The sequence below is a fragment of the Acidobacteriota bacterium genome (assembly GCA_016716905.1).
GTDB lineage: Bacteria > Acidobacteriota > Vicinamibacteria > Vicinamibacterales > SCN-69-37 > SYFT01.
Genome location: JADJUS010000004.1, coordinates 1,246,219 through 1,268,940, shown reverse-complemented (window position 1 = coordinate 1,268,940; position 22,722 = coordinate 1,246,219). Strand labels below are relative to the sequence as shown.

Below are 22,722 nucleotides of genomic sequence, written 5' to 3'. Positions count from 1 at the left end.
GCGCTGTTGCGCGGGAGCGGGACGAACCACTCCGGCGGCAGGAACAGGCCCGACAACAGCAGCAGCGCGCCACACGCGACGATCGCGGCGCGCGATCCGCTCATTTGCGCACGTCCGACGGCAGCAGATTGACGACGACGCACCAGACGAAGGTGGGCCATTCGCGCCAGATGCGGATGTGGCTGGTGCCGTAGGTGCGCGCGTACTCGTGCGTGGGCACGTTCATCACGCGATACCCATGGCGCAGCATCTTCATCGCCATTTCCTGCTCAATGGTGTGCGTGTCTTCGGTCATCTTCACGAGCTTCGCCTCGTGGCGGCGAATGGCCCGGAATCCGTTCAACGTATCGGTCAGCTCCACACCCCATCGCTTGTTGATCGCGATGTTCATCAGGATGTTGCCGATAGTCCTGATGAGTTGTCCCACGCTGACCGAGAGTTCTTCGCTGCCTCCCGAGAAGCGGCTGCCGATACACAAGTCCGCCTCGCCGCGCACGAGCGGCGCCACCAGTCTGGGAATGTCGGCGGGGTCGTGAGAGCCGTCGGCATCGATGAACACCACCACGTCGGCTTCCACCACATCCAGGCTCTGCCTGATGGCCGATCCCTTTCCCTTGCCGGGGTCCTGATGGACGGTGGCGCCCGCACGCTGGGCTGCGGCAGCCGTGCCGTCGGTGGAGCGCCCGTCCATGACGCAGACGTGATGGACGTATTTCAGTGTCTTGGCCACCACCTCGCCAATGGTGTGTTCCTCGTTGCGCGCCAGGATGACCCCGACGACCCTCAGTGAGCCGTAATCAGTCACCGGCTACTTTCTCGTGGCTTCCACACGCCTGGGATCGATGCGCCAGATCGCGGTGGGAGTGGCGGTGAGCCACAACGACTTCAGGCCAATGGCCAGCGCGCCGCCGCCGGTGCCGGAAAACTGCTGGCGAACACTGTTGGTCACGGGATCGATCCGGGTGAGCGGCGCGCCTGGCGCACTGAGCCAGACCGAGCCCTCCCCCACCACCACTGCCCCGGCGGTGCTGGTCACGCCGGTTTTGATCGTCTCGGTCACCTTGTTGGTGGCGGGATCGATGCGCGACACCGTGCCGTCGCCCCCGTTGAGTGTCCAGATGCTGCCTTCGCCGAACGCAATCGCCACGGGGCCGCGGCCGACCTTGATCGTCTCGACCAATACATTCGTGTGGCCGTTGATGCGGGTGACGACGTCCTTCGTGACGGAGGTCACCCAGACGGCGTCATTGCCGGCGGCGAGGGCGCTCGCGCCCGTGGGCACTGCCACCTCGGCCACCACCGCGTTGGTGTCGGGGTCAAGGCGCGCCAGCGTGCCGGCAGGGTCGGTGACCATCCAGATGCTGCCGGTGGCCGTCACAATCGGGCCGGCGGTGCTGACGCCAACCTTGATCAGCACCGGCGGCGTCTTCCCGCCCTCGGCCCCAGCCTCAGCATTGACGCGTGCCAATGCCGGGCCGTCGCAAAGGGGGGCCCAGACGCTCTTGAAGGCCAGGATGAGTGACCGGCACGGCCCCTGACCGATCACAATCGGGGCGCCAGGCGCGTTGGTCTTGGGGTCGATTCGCGTCACGGTGCCGGCCGTCCGGTTCGACACCCACACGGCATCGGGCGCCACGGCGACCTGGCGGTCGCCGGCCGCGTCGATGACGGCGTCGGGCTTGAGGCTGGAGAGCGCAATTTTCAGCGGAGGCGGACCCGATGGCGGGGTGGATTGCGCCATCACCCCCGCGGAAAACCCAAGGACGAGACCTGCCACAACCCGTTTGCCCGTAGTACGCATCGGCGTCCATAATAGGCCACCTACCAATGGGGTGCTGTTGAATGCGTCAAATATTCTTGCGCGCGCGCTTCATCGCGAGCTGCGTCTTCACCGCCGGGTTGCTTGTCACGGTGGTCACGGTGCGGGCCGACGACCAGCAATTGGCAGCGGCCGCGCAAACGCCGGAGTTCTTCGAAACGCGGGTGCGGCCGATCCTGGCGGCGGCGTGTTACGAGTGCCACGCTGAAGAGGCCAAGGGCGACCTGCGCGTGGATTCGCGCGAGGCGCTGCTTCGCGGTGGCGAGTCGGGGCCGGCGATTGTGCCCGGCAATCCGGACCAGAGTCTGTTGGTGCAGGCCGTGCGGCAAGCGGACCCGTCGGCGCCACGCATGCCGAAGGGCAAGTCGAAGCTGAAGCCCGAAGATATCGAAGTGCTGGCCGAGTGGGTGCGCGCCGGTGCGCAATGGCCGGCAAGCGCCGCCAAACCTGCCGCCGCGCCTGCCGCGCCGCGCGTGATGGAGATCACGCCGGCGCATCGCGCGTTCTGGTCCATCCAGCCGTTGGCGCGTCCGGCCGTGCCGGTGGTCAAGAACACGTCCTGGGCAAAGACCGACATCGATCGCTTTGTGCTGGCACGCCTCGAACGGGAAGGCATGCGGCCCGTTGCCGCAGCCGACAAGCTTGCGTTGATTCGACGGACCACGCTGGACCTGACGGGCGTTCCGCCCACACCTGAAGAAGTGGACGGGTTCCTGAAGGACAACTCGCCCACGGCCTTCGCGCGTCTTGTGGATCGCCTGCTGGCATCACCGAAGTATGGCGAGACGTGGGGACGCATGTGGCTGGACGTCGCCCGTTACGGCGAAGACGACTATCGGAGTCTGGATCCGGAGGGACGGGGTTTCAATCCGTATCCCCACGCGTATCTCTACCGCGACTGGGTCATCAAGGCGTTTAACAGCGACATGCCGTATGACCAGTTCGTGAAAGCGCAACTGGCGGCCGACCTCATGGACGAGACGGTGCGCGTGCGCAACTTGCCGGCGCTCGGTTTCCTCGGTCTGGGCCCCTGGTATTACGACAACGGCGCCGTGGAAATCACGCGCGCGGACGAACGGCACGACCGCGTGGACGCGGTGAGCCGCGGCTTCCTGGGCCTCACGGTGGGCTGCGCGCGCTGCCACGACCACAAGTACGATCCCATTCCGACCACGGACTACTACGCCCTCGGCGGCGTCTTCCTGAACACCGAATACCACGAGTATCCGCAGGCGCCCAAAGCGGTGGTGGACGAGTTCAAGGCGCAGGAAAAGAAGATTGAAAAGAAGCAGGAACTGCTTGGGCAGTATCTGCAGAACGAATCACAGCAATTGGCGGAGACGCTCGCGTTCCAGGCGTCGAAATACATGGTGGCGGCGTGGCGCGTGACGGGCGAGCCCAAGGACGAGAAAGCCAAAGTCGTTGAGGCCCAGAAGCTGGACCATGAGCTGTTCGACCGCTGGCTGAGATTTCTTGGGAAGCCGCCCACGTTTTATCCGTTCCTCACACCGTGGCAGGAGATGGTCAAGAGCGGCGGCACGGAAGACCAGGCGAAGCGCCTGGCCGGCGAGTTCCAGGATTTGGTGATCGACGTGCTGCTCGCACGTCGCGAAGTGAAGATCGAGAACGACATCATTGCGGCCAAGGCGCTGCCCGGCACCAAGCCCAAAGAGCGCCTGAACAAACCAAACGCCTTCGTGACCAACGACGACTTCTGCCCCGGCTGCGGTCTCGAGCTGAAGACAATGCCGATTGATCGGACCAGTTTGTGGACGGATGTGTTTTCGCGCGATCTCGACAGCCCGAATAATCCCGGGTCGGGCATGATGCCCACACCCGGATTGCTCGCGTTCCGTGGATGGGGACTCGAGCGGCAGCTGGGACCCGACCGGCGGGCACTCGTTCAGGGCCTGCGCGATGACATTGCCGCGATGCAGAAGGCGCTGCCAGAGCCGTATCCGTACGTGCACGGCGTCCGCGAATATCCCACGCCCCCGGTCAACCTGAAAGTGGCCATTCGCGGCAGCGCCTATCGCTCGGGGCCGGAAGTGCCGCGCGGTTTCCTGTCGGTGCTCGGCACACCCGAACGCCAGGCCTTCTCGAAAGGCAGCGGCCGCCTGGAACTGGCGGACGCCATCATCGCCCAACCCATCTCCGCCCGCGTCATCGTCAATCGCATCTGGAAGGGTCACTTCGGAACGGGCCTGGTGGATACGCCCAGCAACTTTGGGTGGAACGCTGAGAAGCCGAGTCATCCGGAGCTGCTCGACTACCTGGCGCAGTATTTCATCGCCAACGGGCGATCGATCAAGGCGTTGCATCGCGAGATTCTGCGCAGCGCGGTGTACCAGCTCAGCACCACACATGACGCGGCCAACTTCGACAAGGACGCGGGGAATCGGCTGTACTGGCGCAGCAATCGCGCGCGTCTGAGTGCCGAGCAGTTGCGCGACTCGGTGCTGTTTGTGGCCGGGTCACTCGAAGACAAGATGGGTGGACCGTCCACGGTGCTGACGCCGCTCTCTGGACGCCGGACGGTGTACGGAAAGATCAGCCGCTACCGGCTGGACGACTTCCTGCAGCTGTTCGACTTCCCCAGTCCGATGCAGTCGGCGGAAAAGCGCTTCAACACCAACGTGCCGCTGCAGCGGCTGTTCCTGATGAACAGCGACTTCATGCAGCAGCAGGCCGAACGCATCGCCGAGCGGGTCAACAGCGAACTGACTGACGACGCGCGTATCAGGAAGGCGTATCGGCTGATCTTTGGCAGGACGCCGACAGCGCCTGAACTGGCGGCCGGGCTGGAGTTCCTGGATGCCGAGCCGATGCGCCAGTACGAAGAGCGCAAGGCGAAGGAACTGAAAGACGCGAAGGACGCTGAGGATGCGGCGGCTGCGGCAAAGATGGGCGCAGGCGCGAAGCCGCAAGCGGCCCCGGCAGCCACGGCGCCAGCACCACCATCGTCACCTGTGGTGGCGGCGCCGCCCGGGGCCCCGGCGCCCGACGGCATGATGGCCGGCGTGATGCCCGGTGCGGCTGGCCCGCCGGATGAGAAGAAGAAGCCCGTGACCGCGTTCGGGCGCTACGTGAAGATCCTGCTCAGTTCGAATGAGTTCCTGTTCCTGAATTAGCTGTGGCCCCCATGTCTCACCGATTTACGCGCCCCGTCACCCGCCGCGATGCCCTCTGCAAAATGGGCAACGGCTTCGGCATGCTGGCGTTTGCCAGCCTTGTCGGTGAATCACTCGCCACCGTTGGGGCGTTTGAGGATCGCCTGCCTGGTCAGGCGCCGCGGAAGCTGGACCATCCGGCTCGCGCCAAACGCGTCATCTTCCTGTTCATGAACGGCGGTGTGTCGCAGGTGGACAGCTTCGATCCCAAGCCGATGCTGGCGAAGTATCACGGACAGCCGCTGCCGGGCGGCGAGGTGGCCACTGAACGCAAGACCGGGATGTTGTTGAAGTCGCCGTTTGAGTTCAAGCGCTACGGCAAGAGCGGCATCGAGGTCAGCGAGTTGTTCCCGCATGTGGGCGAATGCGCCGACGACATCTGCTTCGTGCGATCGATGCATACCGACATTCCGAATCACGAGCCGTCGATGCTCATGATGAATACCGGCCACACGCAGGCGGGCCGGCCGTCGATGGGCGCGTGGCTCACGTACGGCCTGGGGTCGGACAACAAGAACCTGCCCGGCTTTGTGGTGTTGTGTCCGCAGGTGCCCACCACGGTGGGGCCGCCGCTGTGGAACAACGCGTTCCTGCCGGCGATGCACCAGGGCACGTTCATCGCCGACAAGGTGGAACGGCCCGATCAGATCATCGGCAAAGACTTCGACCCGAAGAAGCTGGTGTCGTTCATCCACAACAAGGACTTCACGCTGCCCGAGCAGCGGCGCGAACTGGACCTGCTCGCGAAGCTCGACAAGATGCGGCAGACCGGTGAGGTGCGCGACCCGCAGCTGGAGGCGGCCATCAGCTCGATGGAAGTGGCGTATCGGATGCAGACGGAAGCGCCGGATGTGTTTGATATCCGCAAGGAGTCGGAAGCGACGCTGAAGCTCTACGGCATGGGCAGCACGGCACGCGGCTGCCTGATGGCCGTGCGGCTTGTCGAGCGCGGCGTGCGCATGGTGCAGGTGTATTACGCGGCCGGCGACCCCTGGGATCACCACAGCGACATTCAGTTGCACCGCAAGAACGCGAAGGATTCGGACCAGCCGTTCGCGGCGGTCATCAAGGACCTCAAGTCACGCGGCTTGTTCGAAGACACGCTCGTGGTGTGCGGCTCCGAGTTTGGCCGGACGCCGGTGGTGGAAGTGGGCGGCGGTGCGGGCACTACGCAGAACGGCCGCGATCACAACCCCTTCGGGTTCACGATGTGGTTGGCCGGCGGCGGCATCAAGGGCGGCATGACCTACGGCGCCACCGACGACTTCGGCTTCAAGGCCGTGGAGAACCCTGTGCACGTCCACGACCTGCACGCGACGATCCTCCACCTGATGGGCATCGACCACACCAAGCTCACCTACCGCTACAGCGGCCGCGATTTCCGTCTGACGGATGTCGCCGGCAAAGTCATCCACGACATCATCCAAGTGTCCCGGGTGAGGAACAGCCCGAGAGCCCTCCGTCCCCGGTCCTCAAGCCCGCGGCCCGTGGCTCGGGCTGTTCCCGGCCCCGAGGAGGCGACCGCAAGCTCGGGCTGTTCCTCCAGCCGCGGGGAGTTGCCCCGCACCCCCCCCGGCGCTGACGGCCGCACCGCCCCCCCCGCCCCTGGGGCCCTCGGGACCCCACGGGCGCGGCCCGATATTTCCTGACGATGTGCTGCGGAACCGGCGTCGATGGTTTGAGCAGGCGGCGGTTGTCGAGGCCTGCCGATTGGAATTGCTGCGCACATCTGAGCGCCATCAGTTTGCAGTTTTTGCGTACGTGTTTATGCCAGATCATGTCCACGCGCTGGTGGAAGGCGTGAGCGAGAAAGCCGACTTTCGCCGCTTTGTCTACGTGTTCCGGCGCTACACAACCACCGCTACGAAGTTCACCTGTCCACAGGGGCTCTGGCAGGACGGGTACCATGAACGCGTGCTGCGGCGAACCGAAGGGACACAAAGGGTCATCGACTACATTCTGACCAATCCCGTCCGGGCCGGTCTGGTGGACCAAGCGGTGGACTATCCGTTCAGTTGGAGTTGCACGTACGACGAACTGCGGCCTCGGGCTTGAGGAACAGCCCGAGCTACGTGCTAACCCTCAAATCCTGAACGTAGCTCTTCCTGGTAACTCCGAACGTAGCTCGGCCTGCTCCTCAAGGCCGAGATAACCACCAATCCGCGTTACTTTGGAATCGAACAAGCGCTGTTGCCGGCAGCATCTGTGGCGCAGACGCGATAGGTTGCGCCGGCGGCGATGGCAGCCGGCAACTCAGCCGTCCAGAGATACTCGCCATACCAACGCAGCGGCGTCGTCTGCGGCCCGACGGCCGACGTCCACTCAACCACGACGCGTTTCCACTCGGTCGGCAGCGTCGGGCTCTTGCGATCGTGCACACGGGCGCGGATGGTGGTGCGCCCTCCGGTGGCGGGCGTCACCGCGCTCACCATCGAGACAACAGGCGGCGCGGTGTCGGGCTTGAGGCCCGAGCCCAGGAACACGCGTTCCTGAATCGCCGTGGGATGTTCGCCCTGCGCCTGCACCACGTCCATGCGGCCGTCGCCATCGAGATCGCCGAGCGACAGGCCGAGCGTGCCCGGTGTGTCCGCCCCAACAAACACATCCAACGCGACCGTGAGATGCCCCTTGCCATCGTTCATCATCAGCCGATCGGGACCGCTAAGTGAGCCGATGACGAAGTCGGCATCGCCGTCCGAGTCGTAGTCGAGGAACGCCACCATGTTGTCGTCTTCGCCGATGTTCTCGCTCGGCTGCCACCACTGGGCTGTGGCATCGCGGAAACGTCCCTTGCCGTCATTCCTGAAGACATGCTCGCGACGATTCGAGCCGCCTTCCTTCACAATCTCGCCGTCGTTGATGGTGACGATGTCGAGGAAGTTGTCGCCGTCCAGATCCATCAGCTCGTATTCGTAGTTGTTCGTGTATTGCGGCAGCGCGCGGGGGTCGTCGGTGAACTTGCCTTTGCCGTCGTTGCGGAACAGGTAACCCCCTGTGCAGCGCTTGCATGACACCAGCACGTCCAGGTCGTAGTCGTTGTCCACGTCCGCCAGTTCGAGGTCCCATGAAAAGCGGACCAGAGGTGCGGGCATCTGCGCCGTGGTCGCGTCCGAGAAGTGGCCAGTGCCGTCGTTGAGCCACAGCCTCGTGCGGCCACCGTCGTTTGTCATGTTGTTGCCCGGGCCCCAGTCGGCCAGCGCCATGTCCAGATCGCCATCGAGATCGACGTCGCCCACCTCGAGGTCACCGATGCTGGCCGGCCCCTGCGGAAGGTGCGTGGCCGTCACTTCAGTGAACGCGCCCTCGCCGGTGCCCAGATACAGCCGGCTCTGCGTCTGATACGTGGTTCCGACGATGATGTCGGTGAGCCCGTCGGCGTTGATGTCGCGCGCCTTAATCACCCTGGCGATGTCGGGGATGGGACCAAACACCTTTGTACTGACGTTTTCGAATCGCTGGCCCTGCCCGCGATTGATGAACGCGACGTTCGCTTCTGGCGGCCCGGGTTCCGAGTAGTTGCCGCCATTGGCGAACAGGAGATCGAGGCGACCATCGCCATTGATGTCGGCAATCTCGACTTTATTGGTCCAGTTGCCGGTATCACCAATGGTGGTGGCTGTGGCGTCGATCCAGAGCCGAGTTGGCGGCCCCTGAACCGCGGCGGTCAGGACGGCTGTGAAAGAGATGAAGAGGATGCGCACTGTTTTGGATGCCTCACTTGATCTTCGACTTGAGTTCTTCGGCCCAGTTCAGCACCACGAGAATCGGCATGGACCGGCCGACGAGGCTGGGGGGATTCTTGACCATGACGAACCGCAGGCCATCTTTGGTCACATCGTAGTTCCGGCCCTGGCCCCCAAAGTAGTACGGCATGGCGTCAAACAGCACGACGGGTTTCTCGGCCACAAAGCCGCTTGCGGTTGATACGGGCACCGCCATCATCCGGTTGTCTTCAGACACGTAGAAGATCTCCTTGCCGGTGGGCGACCACAGGGGCTCGGTGCCACCGCTCGTGGAGACCGGCGATTTGCGACTGTTGACGTCAGGGAACGGCCGCACGTACACCTCGTACCGCCCCGAGTCGTCAGACTCATACGCCATCCATTTGCCGTCGGGCGAGAGCGTGGCGTTCCGTTCATCATGTTCACTGGCCAGGAGTTTGCTGACGGACCGGTCGCCGGTCGCGGATGAGATCCACAAGTCGTTCTTGCCGACACCAGACGCCGCCCGAAAGATGACCTGCTTGCCATCCGGGGTAATCGCATTGGGATACGGGGTGACCTTCTCCTTCGAGGCGTCGGTCAACTGCTCCATTCCACCCGTCCCATCCGGGCGCATCTGGTAGATTTCGCTTTTGCCCTTGACCTCGGAGTTGAACACCACGCGCTGCCCGCCCGTGGCCCAGAGGCCGTACTGGTCGGCGCCTGGTGTGTCTGTGAGCCGGTCAAGATGTTCACGACGAATGTCAAAGATCCAGATGTCCTGCTCCTGGTCGCGCGCATCAAGTGACAGCTGACTGCCATCAGGCGAAATGCGGGCGTAGTAGTAGTTGCGGGGGGCCGCCGGAATCGCGGTCTCTTTCCCGGTTCGGCTCGTCCAGTTGATCGTCCGCAGGGCGGCCATCGTATTGCCGCCTCCGCCGTACACAAGTGCGCCATCGCGAGAGGTATCAAAATTCGCGGCGCCGGTAGGCTTGATTGCCACACCTTCCAGCACCGGCACCGAATTCGCCGCCACGGTCATCGTGCTGACATCAAATGCCACGGCCCTCAGTGATCCGTCGGAGACGGCATACACGACGTGCCCCGTCGGCAAGTACCGCGGGTGCACTCCCGCGAGCTTGAGGCGCGCAATGCGGCCGGTGGCGCGGTCGAACGCCGCCAACTGACCGCCAAGCGCTGGAGTGGTTCCAGACCCCGTCACAAAAAGCACCACCGACGTGCCGGGGACCTCAGCCGGCCAGAGATGCTCCACATCCCCGGCTTCCTTGTCGAGGGTCGTGAGGGCCACGGGCTCACCGCCTGCCTGGCCGACGCTCTGAAGGGGTCCACCTCGCATACCAAACACGATGGTGCCATCAGTCATCCATGCCGCCCCATGAACGCCTGCGGCGAGGCGCGTCACTGGCACCGGCGGGCCACCGAGAATCGAGACCTTTTTCACCGCTGCCCGATCGCTCGAGTCGACGAATCCGACCCACTGACTGTCGGCTGATACAAACGGACCACCGGCGCCCTCGGCACCACGTAGCGGCGCACCCTCAAGTTGGTCGAGCCGTCGCACCCACAATTCGGGTGACCCGGATCGCTCCTGGACGGCATACACAATCACCCCTCCGTCCGGTGACACGGCGAGATCGCGAAGATCACCGGACACCCACATCGGAGAGGCCGGCGGAATCTCGTGCTGGAATCTGACCGGCCTCGGAGGATCGGCAGGCGGTGGCGCCATCCACGCATTGATGCCCGCGTAGGCGCCGGCAGTCAGCACCACCACGGCGGCCACTGGCAGCATCCGTCGCCATAACGGACTCGGCGCTGCCGGCATCGCACCCGACACACTGGCATCGCCAACCGCCGGCATCATGATTGACGACGTGGATCCGGTGGCGAGGCCTTCCTCCAACTGCAACATGCCTTCGCCAACGTCACGGAGCCGCTTCTTCGGATCTTTCTCGAGGCAGCGCCTGAGCAGTCGCCGCACGGGCCCCGGCAAGTCTGCCGGCAATGCGCTCCACTCCGGCTCCGTCTTCAGCACCGACGCCAGCACCTCCGACACATCGTCGCCCTCGAACGCACGACGACCCGCGAGCATCTCGAAGAAGACGACGCCGAAGGCCCAGACGTCGGCGCGTCTATCGACGGGGCGGCCCTTCGCCTGCTCTGGCGCCATGTAGGCGGCCGTCCCGAGAATCATCCCCATCTGCGTCGAGCGCGCGGTGAGCGTGGGTGAATTGGACACAGAGGCCGCGCTCTCCGCATCGGCGGCGAACGCTTTCGCGAGTCCGAAGTCCAGCACCTTTACCGTGCCGTCTTCGCGGACCTTCACATTTGCCGGCTTCAGGTCGCGGTGGATGATGCCCTGGTCGTGCGCCGCTTCAAGCGCAATCGCAATCTGCCGCATGATCGGCAGGACGCGGTCCAGTGGCAGTCCGACGGACTCCTGGACCTCGGGACTAGTCGACCCCTGGACTCCGGGACCCCGGGACCCCGATATCATGGCTTCGAGGGTGTCGCCATCCACCAGCTCCATCGCGATGGCGTTCCCCTCGAACCCGTACACCTGCGCGATGTTCGGGTGATTGAGGGACGCCAGCACCTTGGCTTCGCGTTCGAAGCGCGCGAGGCGATCGGGGTCGCTGGTGAAGAGTTCCGGAAGGACCTTCAGCGCCACGTCGCGGTCGAGCCTGGTGTCGCGCGCGACGTAGACCTCGCCCATTCCGCCTTCGCCGAGTTTCGAGACAATCGCGTAGATACCGATTTTTGTGCCGGACGGCAGGGGCATAGGGTGCGCGGATTATACCTGCCGCGCCAATCGAGGGCCTCGGCCTTGAAGAACAGGCCGAGCTACGGACGGGATGATGGCGATCAGCGCGAAACCGCACGTAGCTCGGGCTGCTCCTCAAGCCCGAGGGGAACGGCCTCGGCCTTGAAGAGCAGGCCGAGCTACGTACGGAAGGAGCGCCTCGGCCTTGAGACCCAGGCCGCCCTACGAGGACACGAATCTATCGCCGGGGCGCCGGGAGAATCACGCGTGCTGATCGGTCGCAATACACCTGTGGAGAACTGGGAAGAAAGCGGTCTTCTGACGCTTCGCTCAGGAAGCGCTGGAACCATAGCCCGGCGGCGGTGGCGACGGCCTCGAGCGGTCCTGGCTCCTCGAACAGGTGCGTCGCTCCCTCGACGGGCTGCAGCGACACGGTGCAATGCATCCGGGACATGGCCTCGCGGTTCAGGGCGATCAACGCCGCGTCATCGGCCCCCACCAGAAGCAGGGTCGGGGCCATCACACCCGAAAGCGCGGCCCCGGCCAGGTCCGGCCGGCCTCCGCGCGACACCACCGCCGCCACCTGATGGGGATGCTCGGCCGCGGCCACCAGCGCGGCAGCGCCACCGGTGCTCGCGCCGAACAGGCCGACGGGAAGCGAGTCCAGCTCCGGCTCAGACGACACCCAATCCAGAATGGCCACAAGCCGCAGCGCGAGCCGGGCGATGTCGAATCGAAGGTGGCCGCTGGGCGTATCAGCCACCTCTTCATCTTCGGTCAGCAGGTCGATCAGCAGCGTGGCGAAGCCGCACCGCGTCAGATACCGCGCCACATACTGGTTGCGCGAACTGTGGCGGCTGCTGCCGCTCCCGTGTGCAAAAATGACAACCCCCCGGGCACTTCGCGGGATGGCCAGATCGCCCCGCAGGGCGTTGCGGCCCACGGGTATCAACACGCCGACTGGTTGACCTGGTGCGCTCATGCGGCCTAGCCGCAGCAAGGTTCTTGCCGTCGGGATCGGCCCGGTACACGGGGCCGTCCCACGGCGTGGGACTCACCGACGGACCGGTACGCGTAGGAACTACTCGGCTGCCGGAACTTTTGTCCTGACCGTGACCTTTCTACCCGGACGGGGTCACGGCAGACCTTCCTCATCGCGTGTGCAATCCTGTGAACTTCGGCACGCGTCGCGCCTGGGTGGCAGTGCGGCATCGCCCCGTTCCCAGGGCGATGCCGGTGCTATTTCACCGCCTGGTCACCGTCAAAACCGTCGAGTCTGAAATCCCACCTGACGCCGCTTTGATGGTCGTTGTGCCCGTTCGATCGCCCGTGGCCCTGCCGTCGCGATTGATCCTCGCAACGGATGTGTTTGACGATGACCATGTGACGTCCCTTGTGATGTTTCTGGTGCTGCCGTCCGAGTACGTCCCTGTCGCCCTGAACTGCTCAGAAGCGCCACTGCGGATTGATGGGTTTGTGGGGGTGACGGTGACACTCACAAGCGTGGGCGGCCACACGAACAGAAGTGTCGAGTCCGAGATTGCGCCGAGTTTCGCCTTGATATTCGCCAAGCCGATGCCGACGCCAGATGCTCGCCCGGTGTTGTCAATTGTCGCCACCGATTCCCTCGAAGACGACCAGGTCACGCTGAGAGTGATGTCCTGCGTGCTGCCATCACTGTAGCGCCCCATCGCCGCAAATTGCATCGTGGCGCCCTTCAGCATCGAGGCATATCTTGGCGTGACATCTATGGACAAGAGCGTGGGCGCCCCCCCTCCAATCGACACGCCCGCGCTGGTCGCGGGCGCGCCGGGGGATGTCCCCGTTGCCGCGACCGGCGTCACCTGAAAGGTGATCGTCTGACCCGAGTCCGCCGCCACCAGCGTGTAGGTGCTGCCGGTGCCGACGACCGTCGAGCCGCCGCGCAACCACCGGAACGTCGAGACGCCTTCGAGGTCGCCGTCCACGTCGCCGTAGGTGTACTGTCCGGTCAGGAGTTGCCCGACCGTGAGCGTGCCGGTGATGCTCACGCTCGTCGCCGTCGGGGCGGAGTTGAGAATCGTCGCGGCCCCGCTCGTCGCCGGCGTGCCAGGTGACGTGCCCGTTGCGGCCACCGGCGTCACTTCAAACGTGATCGCCTGGCCCGCATCCGCCGCCACCAGCGTGTAAGTGCCGCTCGTGCCGACGACCGTGGTCCCATTCCGCAGCCACCGGAACGTCGACGCGCCTTCGAGGTCGCCGTCCACGTCACCGTAGGTGTAGGCACCGGTCAGCACCTGCCCGACCGTCAGCGTGCCCGTGATGCTCACGCCCGTCGCCGTCGGCGCGGAGTTGAGAATCGTCACGCCGCTGCTGGTCGCAGGCGCGCCTGGTGACGTCCCGGTTGCCGCGACGGGGGTCACTTCAAACGTGATCGTCTGGCCCGAGTCGGCCGCCACCAGTGTGTAGGTCGCGTTCGTGCCGACGACGGTTGTCCCATTGCGCAGCCACCGGAATGTCGAGACGCCTTCCGCATCGCCGTCCACATCGCCATACGAATATGCCCCGGTCAGCACCTGGCCGACCGTCAGCGTGCCGGTGATGCTCACGCTCGTCGCTGTCGGGGCCGAGTTGAGAATCGTCGCGCCGCTGCTGGTCGCCGGCGCGCCTGGTGACGTGCCCGTCGCGGCCACCGGCGTCACCTCAAACGTGATCGTCTGGCCCGCGTCTGCGGCCACCAGCGTGTACGTCCCGCCGGTACCAACGACCGTCGTCCCATTGCGCAGCCACCGGAATGCCGACGCGCCTTCCAGGTCCGCGTCCACGTCGCCGTAGGTGTACTGCCCGGTCAGCACCTGGCCCACCGTCAGCGTGCCCGTGATGCTCACGCCCGTCGCCGTCGGGGCGGAGTTGAGAATCGTCGCGCCACTGCTGGTCGCCGGCGCGCCAGGTGACGTCCCCGTGGCCGCGACGGGCGTCACCTCAAACGTGATCGTCTGACCCGCATCGCCGGCCACCAGCGTGTACGTGCTGCTCGTGCCGACCACCGTCGAGCCGTTGCGCAGCCACCGGAAGGTGGACGTCCCTTCCGCGTCGGAGTCCACATCGCCGTACGTGTACTGCCCGGTCAGCACCTGGCCCACCGTCAGCGTGCCCGTGATGCCCACACCGGTCGCCGTCGGCGCGGAGTTGAGAATCGTCACGCCGCCACTCGTCGCCGGCGCGCCAGGTGACGTCCCCGTGGCCGCGACTGGCGTCACTTCGAACGTGATCGTCTGGCCCGCGTCCGCGGCCACCAATGTGTACGTGCCGTTTGTCCCCACCACCGTCGTGCCGTTGCGCAACCATCGGAACGTCGACGCGCCTTCCGTGTCGGAGTCCACATCGCCGTACGTGTACTGCCCGGTCAGGACCTGCCCGACCGTCAGCGTGCCCGTGATCCCGACGCTCGTCGCCGTTGGCGCGGAGTTGAGAATCGTCACGCCTGCGCTGGTCGCTGGGACGCCAGGGGATGTGCCGGTCGCGGCGGCGGGCGTCACCTCAAAGGTGATCGTCTGACCCGCATCCGCCGCCACCAGCGTGTAGGTGCTGCTCGTGCCGACCACCGTCGATCCGTTGCGCAGCCACCGGAACGTCGACACCCATTCGAGGTCGGCGTCCACGTCGCCGTACGTGTACTGCCCGGTCAGAAGCTGCCCGACCGTGACCGTGCCCGTGATGCTCACGCTCGTCGCTGTCGGGGCGGAGTTGAGAATCGTCACCCCGCTGCTGGTCGCCGGCGATCCTGGGGATGTGCCGGTCGCGGCGACTGGCGTCACTTCAAACGTGATCGTCTGACCCGCATCGGCGGCCACCATCGTGTACGTGCTGCTCGTGCCCACGACCGTCGATCCGCCACGCAACCACCGGAAGGTGGACGTCCCTTCCGAGTCGGAGTCCAGATCGCCGTACGTGTACTGCCCGGTCAGCACCTGCCCGACCGTGAGCGTGCCCGTGATACTCACGCCCGTGGCTGTCGGGGCGGAGTTGAGAATCGTCACGCCCGCACTGGTCGCCGGCGTACCAGGGGAGGTCCCGGTCGCCGCCACCGGCGTCACTTCAAACGTGATCGACTGGCCCGCATCGGCCGCCCCCAGCGTGTACGTCCCGGTTGTCCCCACCACCGTCGTGCCGTTGCGCAACCATCGGAACGTCGACGCGCCTTCCGTGTCGGAGTCCACATCGCCGTACGTGTACTGCCCGGTCAGGACCTGCCCGACCGTCAGCGTGCCCGTGATCCCGACGCTCGTCGCCGTTGGCGCGGAGTTGAGAATCGTCACGCCTGCGCTGGTCGCTGGGACGCCAGGAGAGGTGCCGGTCGCCGCGACCGGTGTCACTTCAAACGTGATCGTCTGGCCCGCATCCGCCGCCACCAGCGTGTAGGTGCTGCTCGTGCCGACCGACGTTGTGCCGTTCCGCAACCATCGGAACGTCGACACCCCTTCGAGGTCGGCGTCCACATCGCCGTAGGTGTACTGCCCGGTCAGGACCTGCCCGACCGTGAGCGTACCCGTGATGCTCACGCCCGTCGCCGTCGGGGCGGAGTTGAGAATCGTCACACCGCTGCTCGTCGCAGCCACACCGGGTGACGTGCCCGTCGCCGCCACGGGTGTCACTTCAAACGTGATCGTCTGGCCCGCATCCGCCGCCACCAGCGTGTAGGTGCTGGCGGTGCCGACGACGGTCGAGCCGCCACGCAACCACCGGAAGGTGGACGTCCCTTCCGCGTCGGAGTCCACATCGCCGTACGTGTACTGTCCCGTCAGCACCTGCCCGACCGTGAGCGTGCCCGTGATACTCACGCTCGTCGCTGTCGGGGCGGAGTTGAGAATCGTCACGCCCCCGCTCGTCGCAGCCACACCGGGTGACGTGCCGGTGGCCGCCACAGGCGTCACTTCGAACGTGATCGTCTGGCCCGCATCCGCCGCCACCAGCGTGTAGGTGCTGCTCGTGCCGACCACCGTCGAGCCGTTGCGCAGCCACCGGAACGTGGACGTGCCTTCGAGGTCGCTATCCACGTCGCCGTACGTGTACTGCCCGGTCAGAAGCTGCCCGACCGTGAGCGTGCCGGTGATACTCACGCCCGTGGCCGTTGGAGCGGAGTTGAGAATCGTCACGCCGCCACTCGTGGCCGGCGCGCCCGGCGACGTCCCCGTCGCGGCGACTGGCGTCACTTCAAACGTGATCGTCTGACCCGCATCGCCGGCCACCAGCGTGTACGTGCTGCTCGTGCCGACCACCGTCGAGCCGTTGCGCAGCCACCGGAACGTCGACGTGCCTTCGAGGTCGCCGTCCACATCGCCGTAGGTGTACTGCCCGGTCAAGACCTGCCCGACCGTGAGCGTGCCGGTGATGCTCACGCTCGTCGCCGTCGGGGCGGAGTTGAGAATCGTCACGCCTGCGCTGGTCGCTGGGGCGCCAGGAGAGGTGCCGGTCGCCGCGACTGGCGTCACTTCAAACGTGATCGTCTGACCCGCATCGGCGGCCACCAGCGTGTACGTGCTGCTGGTACCCACGACCGTCGATCCGCCACGCAACCACCGGAAGGTGGACGTCCCTTCCGCGTCGGAGTCCACATCGCCGTAGGTGTACTGCCCGGTCAGCACCTGGCCCACCGTCAGCGTGCCCGTGATGCCCACACCGGTCGCCGTTGGGGCGGAGTTGAGAATCGTCGCGGCCCCACTCGTCGCCGGCGCTCCCGGCGACGTGCCCGTTGCCGCGACCGGCGTCACTTCAAACGTGATCGCCTGGCCCGCATCAGCCGCCACGAGCGTGTAGGTCGCGTTCGTGCCAACCACCGTGGTTCCGTTCCGCAGCCACCGGAACGTCGACGTTCCTTCCGCGTCGCCGTCCACGTCGCCGTAGGTGTATGCCCCGGTCAGCACCTGACCGACCGTCAGCGTGCCCGTGATGCTCACGCCCGTCGCCGTCGGCGCGGAGTTGAGAATGGTTGCGGCTCCGCTCGTGGCCGGCGCACCAGGTGAGGTCCCTGTCGCCGCGACCGGTGTCACCTCAAACGTGATCGCCTGGCCCGAGTCTGCGGCCACGATGGTGTACGTGCTGCTCGTGCCGACGACCGTCGTGCCATTGCGCAGCCACCGGAATGTCGACGCGCCTTCCGCATCGCCGTCCACGTCGCCGTAGGTGTACACCCCGGTCAGCACCTGGCCCACCGTCAGCGTGCCGGTGATGCTCACGCCCGTCGCGGTCGGCGCGGAGTTGAGAATGGTCGCGGCTCCGCTCGTGGCCGGCGTGCCCGGCAACGTGCCTGTCGCCGCGACGGGTGTCACCTCAAATGTGATCGTCTGGCCCGCGTCCGCAGCCACCAGCGTATAGGTCGCGCTCGTGCCGACGACCGTCGTGCCATTGCGCAGCCACCGGAACGTCGAGACGCCTTCGGCATCGCCGTCCACATCGCCGTACGTATAGACCCCGGCCAGCACCTGGCCCACGGTCAGCGTGCCGGTGATGCTCACGCCCGTCGCGGTCGGGGCGGAGTTGAGAACGGTCGCGGCCCCGCTCGTCGCCGGCGCGCCAGGTGACGTGCCCGTTGCGGCCACCGGCGTCACTTCAAACGTGATCGCCTGGCCCGCATCAGCCGCCACCAGCGTGTACGTCCCGCCGGTGCCAACCACCGTCGTCCCATTGCGCAGCCACCGGAATGTCGAGACGCCTTCGAGGTCGCCGTCCACGTCGCCGTACGTGTACACCCCGGTCAGCACCTGGCCCACGGTCAGCGTGCCCGTGATGCTCACGCCCGTCGCCGTCGGCGCGGAGTTGAGAATCGTCGCGCCGCTGCTCGTCGCTGGCGCACCCGGAGACGTGCCCGTCGCGGCCACCGGTGTCACCTCAAACGTGATCGTCTGACCCGCATCCGCCGCCACCAGCGTGTAGGTCGCGTTCGTGCCGACCACCGTCGTGCCGTTGCGCAGCCACCGGAACGTCGACGCGCCTTCCGCATCGCCGTCTACGTCACCGTAGGTGTAGACCCCGGTCAGCACCTGACCCACCGTCAGCGTGCCCGTGATGCTCACACCGGTCGCCGTCGGCGCAGAGTTGAGAATCGTCGCGCCGCTGCTCGTCGCAGGCGCGCCAGGTGACGTGCCCGTGGCCGCGACCGGCGTCACTTCAAACGTGATCGTCTGGCCCGCATCCGCCGCCACCAGCGTGTAAGTGCCGCTCGTGCCGACGACCGTGGCCCCATTGCGCAGCCACCGGAACGTCGAGACGCCTTCCGCATCGCCGTCCACGTCGCCGTAGGTGTATGCCCCGGTCAGCACCTGACCGACCGTCTGCGTGCCCGTGATGCTCACGCCCGTCGCCGTCGGGGCGGAGTTGAGAATCGTCACGCCGCTGCTCGTCGCGGGCGCGCCAGGTGACGTGCCCGTGGCCGCCACCGGCGTCACTTCGAACGTGATCGTCTGACCCGCATCGGCGGCCACCAGCGTGTACGTGCTGCTGGTGCCGACGACCGTCGAGCCGCCCCGCAGCCATCGGAAGGTCGACGCGCCTTCCGTGTCGGAGTCCACATCGCCGTACGTGTACTGCCCGGTCAGGACCTGTCCGACCGTCAGCGTGCCCGTGATACTCACGCCCGTGGCCGTCGGGGCGGAGTTGAGAATCGTCACCCCGCTGCTGGTCGCGGGTGCGCCGGGGGAGGTCCCTGTCGACGCGACGGGCGTCACTTCAAACGTGATCGTCTGGCCCGCATCCGCCGCCACCAGCGTGTACGTCCCGGTTGTCCCCACCACCGTCGTGCCGTTGCGCAGCCACCGGAACGTCGACGCGCCTTCCGTGTCGGAGTCCAGATCGCCGAACGTGTACTGCCCGGTCAGGACCTGCCCGACCGTGAGCGTGCCGGTGATGCTCACGCCCGTCGCCGTCGGCGCGGAGTTGAGAATGGTTGCGGCTCCGCTCGTGGCCGGCGCACCAGGTGAGGTCCCTGTCGCCGCGACCGGTGTCACCTCAAACGTGATCGCCTGGCCCGAGTCTGCGGCCACGATGGTGTACGTGCTGCTCGTGCCAACCACCGTCGTCCCATTGCGCAGCCACCGGAAGGTCGAGACGCCTTCGAGGTCGCCGTCCACGTCGCCGTAGGTGTACACCCCGGTCAGCACCTGGCCCACCGTCAGCGTGCCCGTGATGCCCACACCGGTCGCCGTTGGGGCCGAGTTGAGAATCGTCGCGCCGCTGCTCGTCGCAGGCGCGCCAGGTGACGTGCCCGTTGCGGCCACCGGCGTCACTTCAAACGTGATCGTCTGGCCCGCATCCGCCGCCACCAGCGTGTAAGTGCCGCTCGTGCCGACGACCGTAGCCCCATTGCGCAGCCACCGGAACGTCGAGACGCCTTCCGCATCGCCGTCCACGTCGCCGTAGGTGTATGCCCCGGTCAGCACCTGACCGACCGTCTGCGTGCCCGTGATGCTCACGCCCGTCGCCGTCGGGGCGGAGTTGAGAATCGTCACGCCGCTGCTCGTCGCGGGCGCGCCAGGGTGACGTGCCCGTGGCCGCCACCGGCGTCACTTCGAACGTGATCGTCTGACCCGCATCGGCGGCCACCAGCGTGTACGTGCTGCTGGTGCCGACGACCGTCGAGCCGCCCCGCAGCCATCGGAAGGTCGACGCGCCTTCCGTGTCGGAGTCCACATCGCCGTACGTGTACTGCCCGGTCAGGACCTGTCCGACCGTCAGCGTGCCCGTGATACTCACGCCCGTGGCCGTCGGGGCGGAGTTGAGAATCGTCACCCCGCTGCTGGTCGCGGGTGCGCCGGGGGAGGTCCCTGTCGACGCGACGGGCGTCACTTCAAACGTGATCGTCTGGCCCGCATCCGCCGCCACCAGCGTGTACGTCTCGGTTGTCCCCACCACCGTCGTGCCGTTGCGCAGCCACCGGAACGTCGACGCGCCTTCCGTGTCGGAGTCCAGATCGCCGAACGTGTACTGCCCGGTCAGGACCTGCCCGACCGTGAGCGTGCCGGTGATGCTCACGCTCGTCGCCGTCGGCGCCAAGTTCATCGCCTGGTACGCTTCCACTGTCGCCAGCGCGGTGCCGTTGGTGCCGCCGACGGCGTACAGAAGGCCGTTCACCACGTCGGCCGAAAGGTGCTGCCGCGGGGTGGGCATCGCCGCCTTCGCGCTCCAGGTGTTGGTCGCCGGATCGTACGCCTCCGCGGTCGAAAGGTTGCCGCTTCCGTTGTAGCCACCGACGGCATACAGCACGCCGTTCGCCACGCCGACTCCAAGGAAGTGCCTGGCGGTCGGCATCGCGGCCTTCGTCGTCCACGTATTGGTCGCCGGATCGTAGGCCTCGACCGTTGCGATGGAACTGCTGCCGTTGTGCCCGCCGACGACGTACAGTTCCCCGTTGAGCACGCCCACTGCGGACGCAGACCGGGCGGTCGGCATCGCGGCCTTTGTCGCCCACGTATTGGTCGCAGGATCGTAGGCCTCCACTGTGGCGAGTTGGCCGGTGCCGTTGAAGCCCCCAACGGCATACAACACGCCGTTCACCACCCCCGCAGCAAGATTGCCTCGCGCGGTCGGCATCGTGGCTTTCGTCGACCACGTGTTCGTCACCGCGTCGTGCGCTTCCACCACCGCAAGCTGGCCGCTTGCGCTGGACCCGCCGACGGCAAACAGGATACTGCCCACCACTCCGACGGCATGCCCAGCCCGCGCGGTGGGCATGGAGGCCTTTGTCGTCCACGTACGTGCCACGGTGTCGTAGGCCTCGGCCGTTGCAAGATAGCTCCCGTTGTAGCCTCCAACGGCATGCAATACACCACCGACCACTCCAGTGGCGTGGGCGTACCGCGCCGTGGGCATTGGCGCTTTCTTCGTCCAGACATTGGTCAGCGTGTTGTAGGCCTCGACGTTGGCGAGTGATACACCGCTGTTGAAGCCCCCAACGGCGAACACCACGCCGTTCGACGCTCCCACCCCAACGTAGTATCTCGGCGTTGGCATAGCCGCCTTCGAGGTCCAGGTATTGGCAACTGGGTCAAAGGCTTCCGTCGTGTTCAGATAACTGCCGTTCCAGCCGCCGATGGCATACAGGACCCCGCCCGCAACGCCAACGCCGAGGCTATCGCGCGGGGTTGGCATCGCCGTCTTCGTCGTCCAGGCGTTGGTCGACGGGTTATACGCTTCGACGGTCCCAAGGTGACCGGCGTTATATCCGCCGACGGCATACAAGACACCATTCACCACACCCGCCGCGAGTTCGCGCCGCGCCGTGGGCATCGCGGCCTTCGCGCTCCAGGTATTGGCAACCGGATCGTACGCTTCCACGGTGGTCAACAGCCCGCTGGCGCCTTGGCCTCCCACGGCGTACAGCACGCCGTTCACCACCGCCGCGGCGAGGTAGCGCCTCGCCGTCGGCATCGACGCCTTTGTCGTCCACGTATTCGTGGCCGGGTCGTAGGCTTCCACCGTCGCGAGAGGGCTGCCGCTTGCGCCGCCGACGGCATACAACACCCCGTTCACCACTCCCACAGCCAGGTCCTGCCTCGCGGTTGGCATGGGCGCTTTCGTCGTCCAGGTGTTCGTCTCAGGGTTGTAGGCCTCGAGCGTCGCGAGAGGGCTGCCGTTTGCGCCGCCGACGGCGTACAGGATCCCGTTGATTTCCGCGATCGCCGGACTCTGCCGAGCGGTGGGCCCCAGCCTTGACCACTTGTTGACACCTGCGCCCTCGGCAACCGGCGCCAAAATGACGACGCCGCTGCTGGTCACGACTGTTCCCGGCGTGATGCCAGTCGCCGCCTTCGGGGTGACCTCGAAGCTGAGCGTCTGGCCGGTGTCGGCCGCGAGGGTCGTGTAGGTCGCACTCGTGCCGATGACCGTCGTCCCATTGCGCAGCCAACGGAAGGTGGAGGCGCCCTGGGCATCGCCATCCGCGTCACTGTAGGTGTATGCCCCGGTTAGCACCTGACCCACGGTCAGCGTGCCGGTGATGCTCACGCCCGTCGCCGTCGGAGCGGAATTCGGCACAGTGACGACAACCGTCGAGAGCGAAGCGAGGCAGTTGTTTGTCTCGTTTGACTCGCTGACCGCAGCCAAATCGTCCGCGCAGGCGCCGAGATAGTACGTGCCCGGCGTGATCGCCCCAGGCACCGTGACGATGATGCCGAAGCTCGAGTCGAGACCCGCGCCCAGGCCTGGCACACTTCGAGTACCCGTCAAGAGGGGATCAGCGCCGGTGATGGTGCTGTCGCTCGACAGCCGATACCG

The 22,722-nt window shown here is 66.1% G+C and carries 9 protein-coding genes and 7 pseudogenes; 3 read left to right on the top strand and 13 right to left on the bottom strand.

Annotated elements, in window-relative coordinates:
- Positions 1-100 precede the first annotated feature (100 nt).
- Together IPL75_09600 and IPL75_09595 are read right to left on the bottom strand one after the other, a co-directional pair.
- Positions 101-805, bottom strand: a complete 705-nt coding sequence (locus IPL75_09600; protein ID MBK9240497.1) for a glycosyltransferase — start codon at positions 803-805, stop codon at positions 101-103.
- Positions 806-808: 3 nt separating this feature from the next.
- Positions 809-1,801, bottom strand: a complete 993-nt coding sequence (locus IPL75_09595) for a YncE family protein (protein MBK9240496.1) — start codon at positions 1,799-1,801, stop codon at positions 809-811.
- Between the two features lie 41 nt (positions 1,802-1,842).
- Here IPL75_09595 and IPL75_09590 point away from each other — a divergent pair, with 41 nt between their 5' ends.
- The 3 genes from IPL75_09590 to IPL75_09580 are packed head-to-tail and all read left to right on the top strand — an operon-like array spanning position 1,843 to position 7,044.
- Positions 1,843-4,950: a PSD1 domain-containing protein gene (locus IPL75_09590; GenBank protein ID MBK9240495.1), complete on the top strand. Its 3,108-nt coding sequence runs from the start codon at positions 1,843-1,845 to the stop codon at positions 4,948-4,950.
- Positions 4,951-4,961: 11 nt separating this feature from the next.
- Positions 4,962-6,638, top strand: a complete 1,677-nt coding sequence (locus IPL75_09585; GenBank protein MBK9240494.1) for a DUF1501 domain-containing protein — start codon at positions 4,962-4,964, stop codon at positions 6,636-6,638.
- A gap of 4 nt (positions 6,639-6,642) precedes the next feature.
- Positions 6,643-7,044, top strand: coding sequence for a transposase (locus IPL75_09580; GenBank protein ID MBK9240493.1), 402 nt, complete (start codon positions 6,643-6,645; stop codon positions 7,042-7,044).
- Positions 7,045-7,154: 110 nt separating this feature from the next.
- Here the strand turns inward: IPL75_09580 and IPL75_09575 are convergent, their stop codons facing one another.
- From IPL75_09575 to IPL75_09525, 11 genes and pseudogenes are all read right to left on the bottom strand, one after another.
- Positions 7,155-8,690 carry a VCBS repeat-containing protein gene (locus IPL75_09575; GenBank protein MBK9240492.1) on the bottom strand — a complete coding sequence of 512 codons (1,536 nt, stop codon included), beginning with the start codon at positions 8,688-8,690 and terminating at the stop codon, positions 7,155-7,157.
- Between the two features lie 13 nt (positions 8,691-8,703).
- The gene (locus IPL75_09570) at positions 8,704-11,493 is read right to left on the bottom strand and encodes a serine/threonine-protein kinase (GenBank protein MBK9240491.1); all 2,790 of its coding nucleotides are present in this window, start codon (positions 11,491-11,493) and stop codon (positions 8,704-8,706) included.
- 220 nt (positions 11,494-11,713) lie between these two features.
- On the bottom strand, positions 11,714-12,457 hold the full coding sequence (locus tag IPL75_09565; protein ID MBK9240490.1) for an alpha/beta fold hydrolase: 744 nt from the start codon (positions 12,455-12,457) through the stop codon (positions 11,714-11,716).
- 262 nt (positions 12,458-12,719) lie between these two features.
- Positions 12,720-19,958: an Ig-like domain-containing protein gene (locus IPL75_09560; protein MBK9240489.1), complete on the bottom strand. Its 7,239-nt coding sequence runs from the start codon at positions 19,956-19,958 to the stop codon at positions 12,720-12,722.
- Between the two features lie 652 nt (positions 19,959-20,610).
- Positions 20,611-21,039 (bottom strand): annotated as a pseudogene (locus IPL75_09555) (hypothetical protein).
- Positions 21,034-21,180, bottom strand: a pseudogene (locus IPL75_09550) (galactose oxidase). The pseudogenes IPL75_09555 and IPL75_09550 overlap by 6 nt, the downstream one beginning before the upstream one ends.
- A pseudogene (locus tag IPL75_09545) lies at positions 21,175-21,318 on the bottom strand (galactose oxidase). The pseudogenes IPL75_09550 and IPL75_09545 overlap by 6 nt, the downstream one beginning before the upstream one ends.
- A pseudogene (locus IPL75_09540) lies at positions 21,313-21,597 on the bottom strand (galactose oxidase). The pseudogenes IPL75_09545 and IPL75_09540 overlap by 6 nt, the downstream one beginning before the upstream one ends.
- A pseudogene (locus IPL75_09535) lies at positions 21,592-21,735 on the bottom strand (galactose oxidase). Before IPL75_09535 ends, IPL75_09540 begins: the two co-directional pseudogenes overlap by 6 nt.
- Positions 21,730-22,014 (bottom strand): annotated as a pseudogene (locus IPL75_09530) (galactose oxidase). The pseudogenes IPL75_09535 and IPL75_09530 overlap by 6 nt, the downstream one beginning before the upstream one ends.
- Positions 22,006-22,617, bottom strand: a pseudogene (locus tag IPL75_09525) (hypothetical protein). Before IPL75_09525 ends, IPL75_09530 begins: the two co-directional pseudogenes overlap by 9 nt.
- Positions 22,618-22,722: the final 105 nt, after the last annotated feature.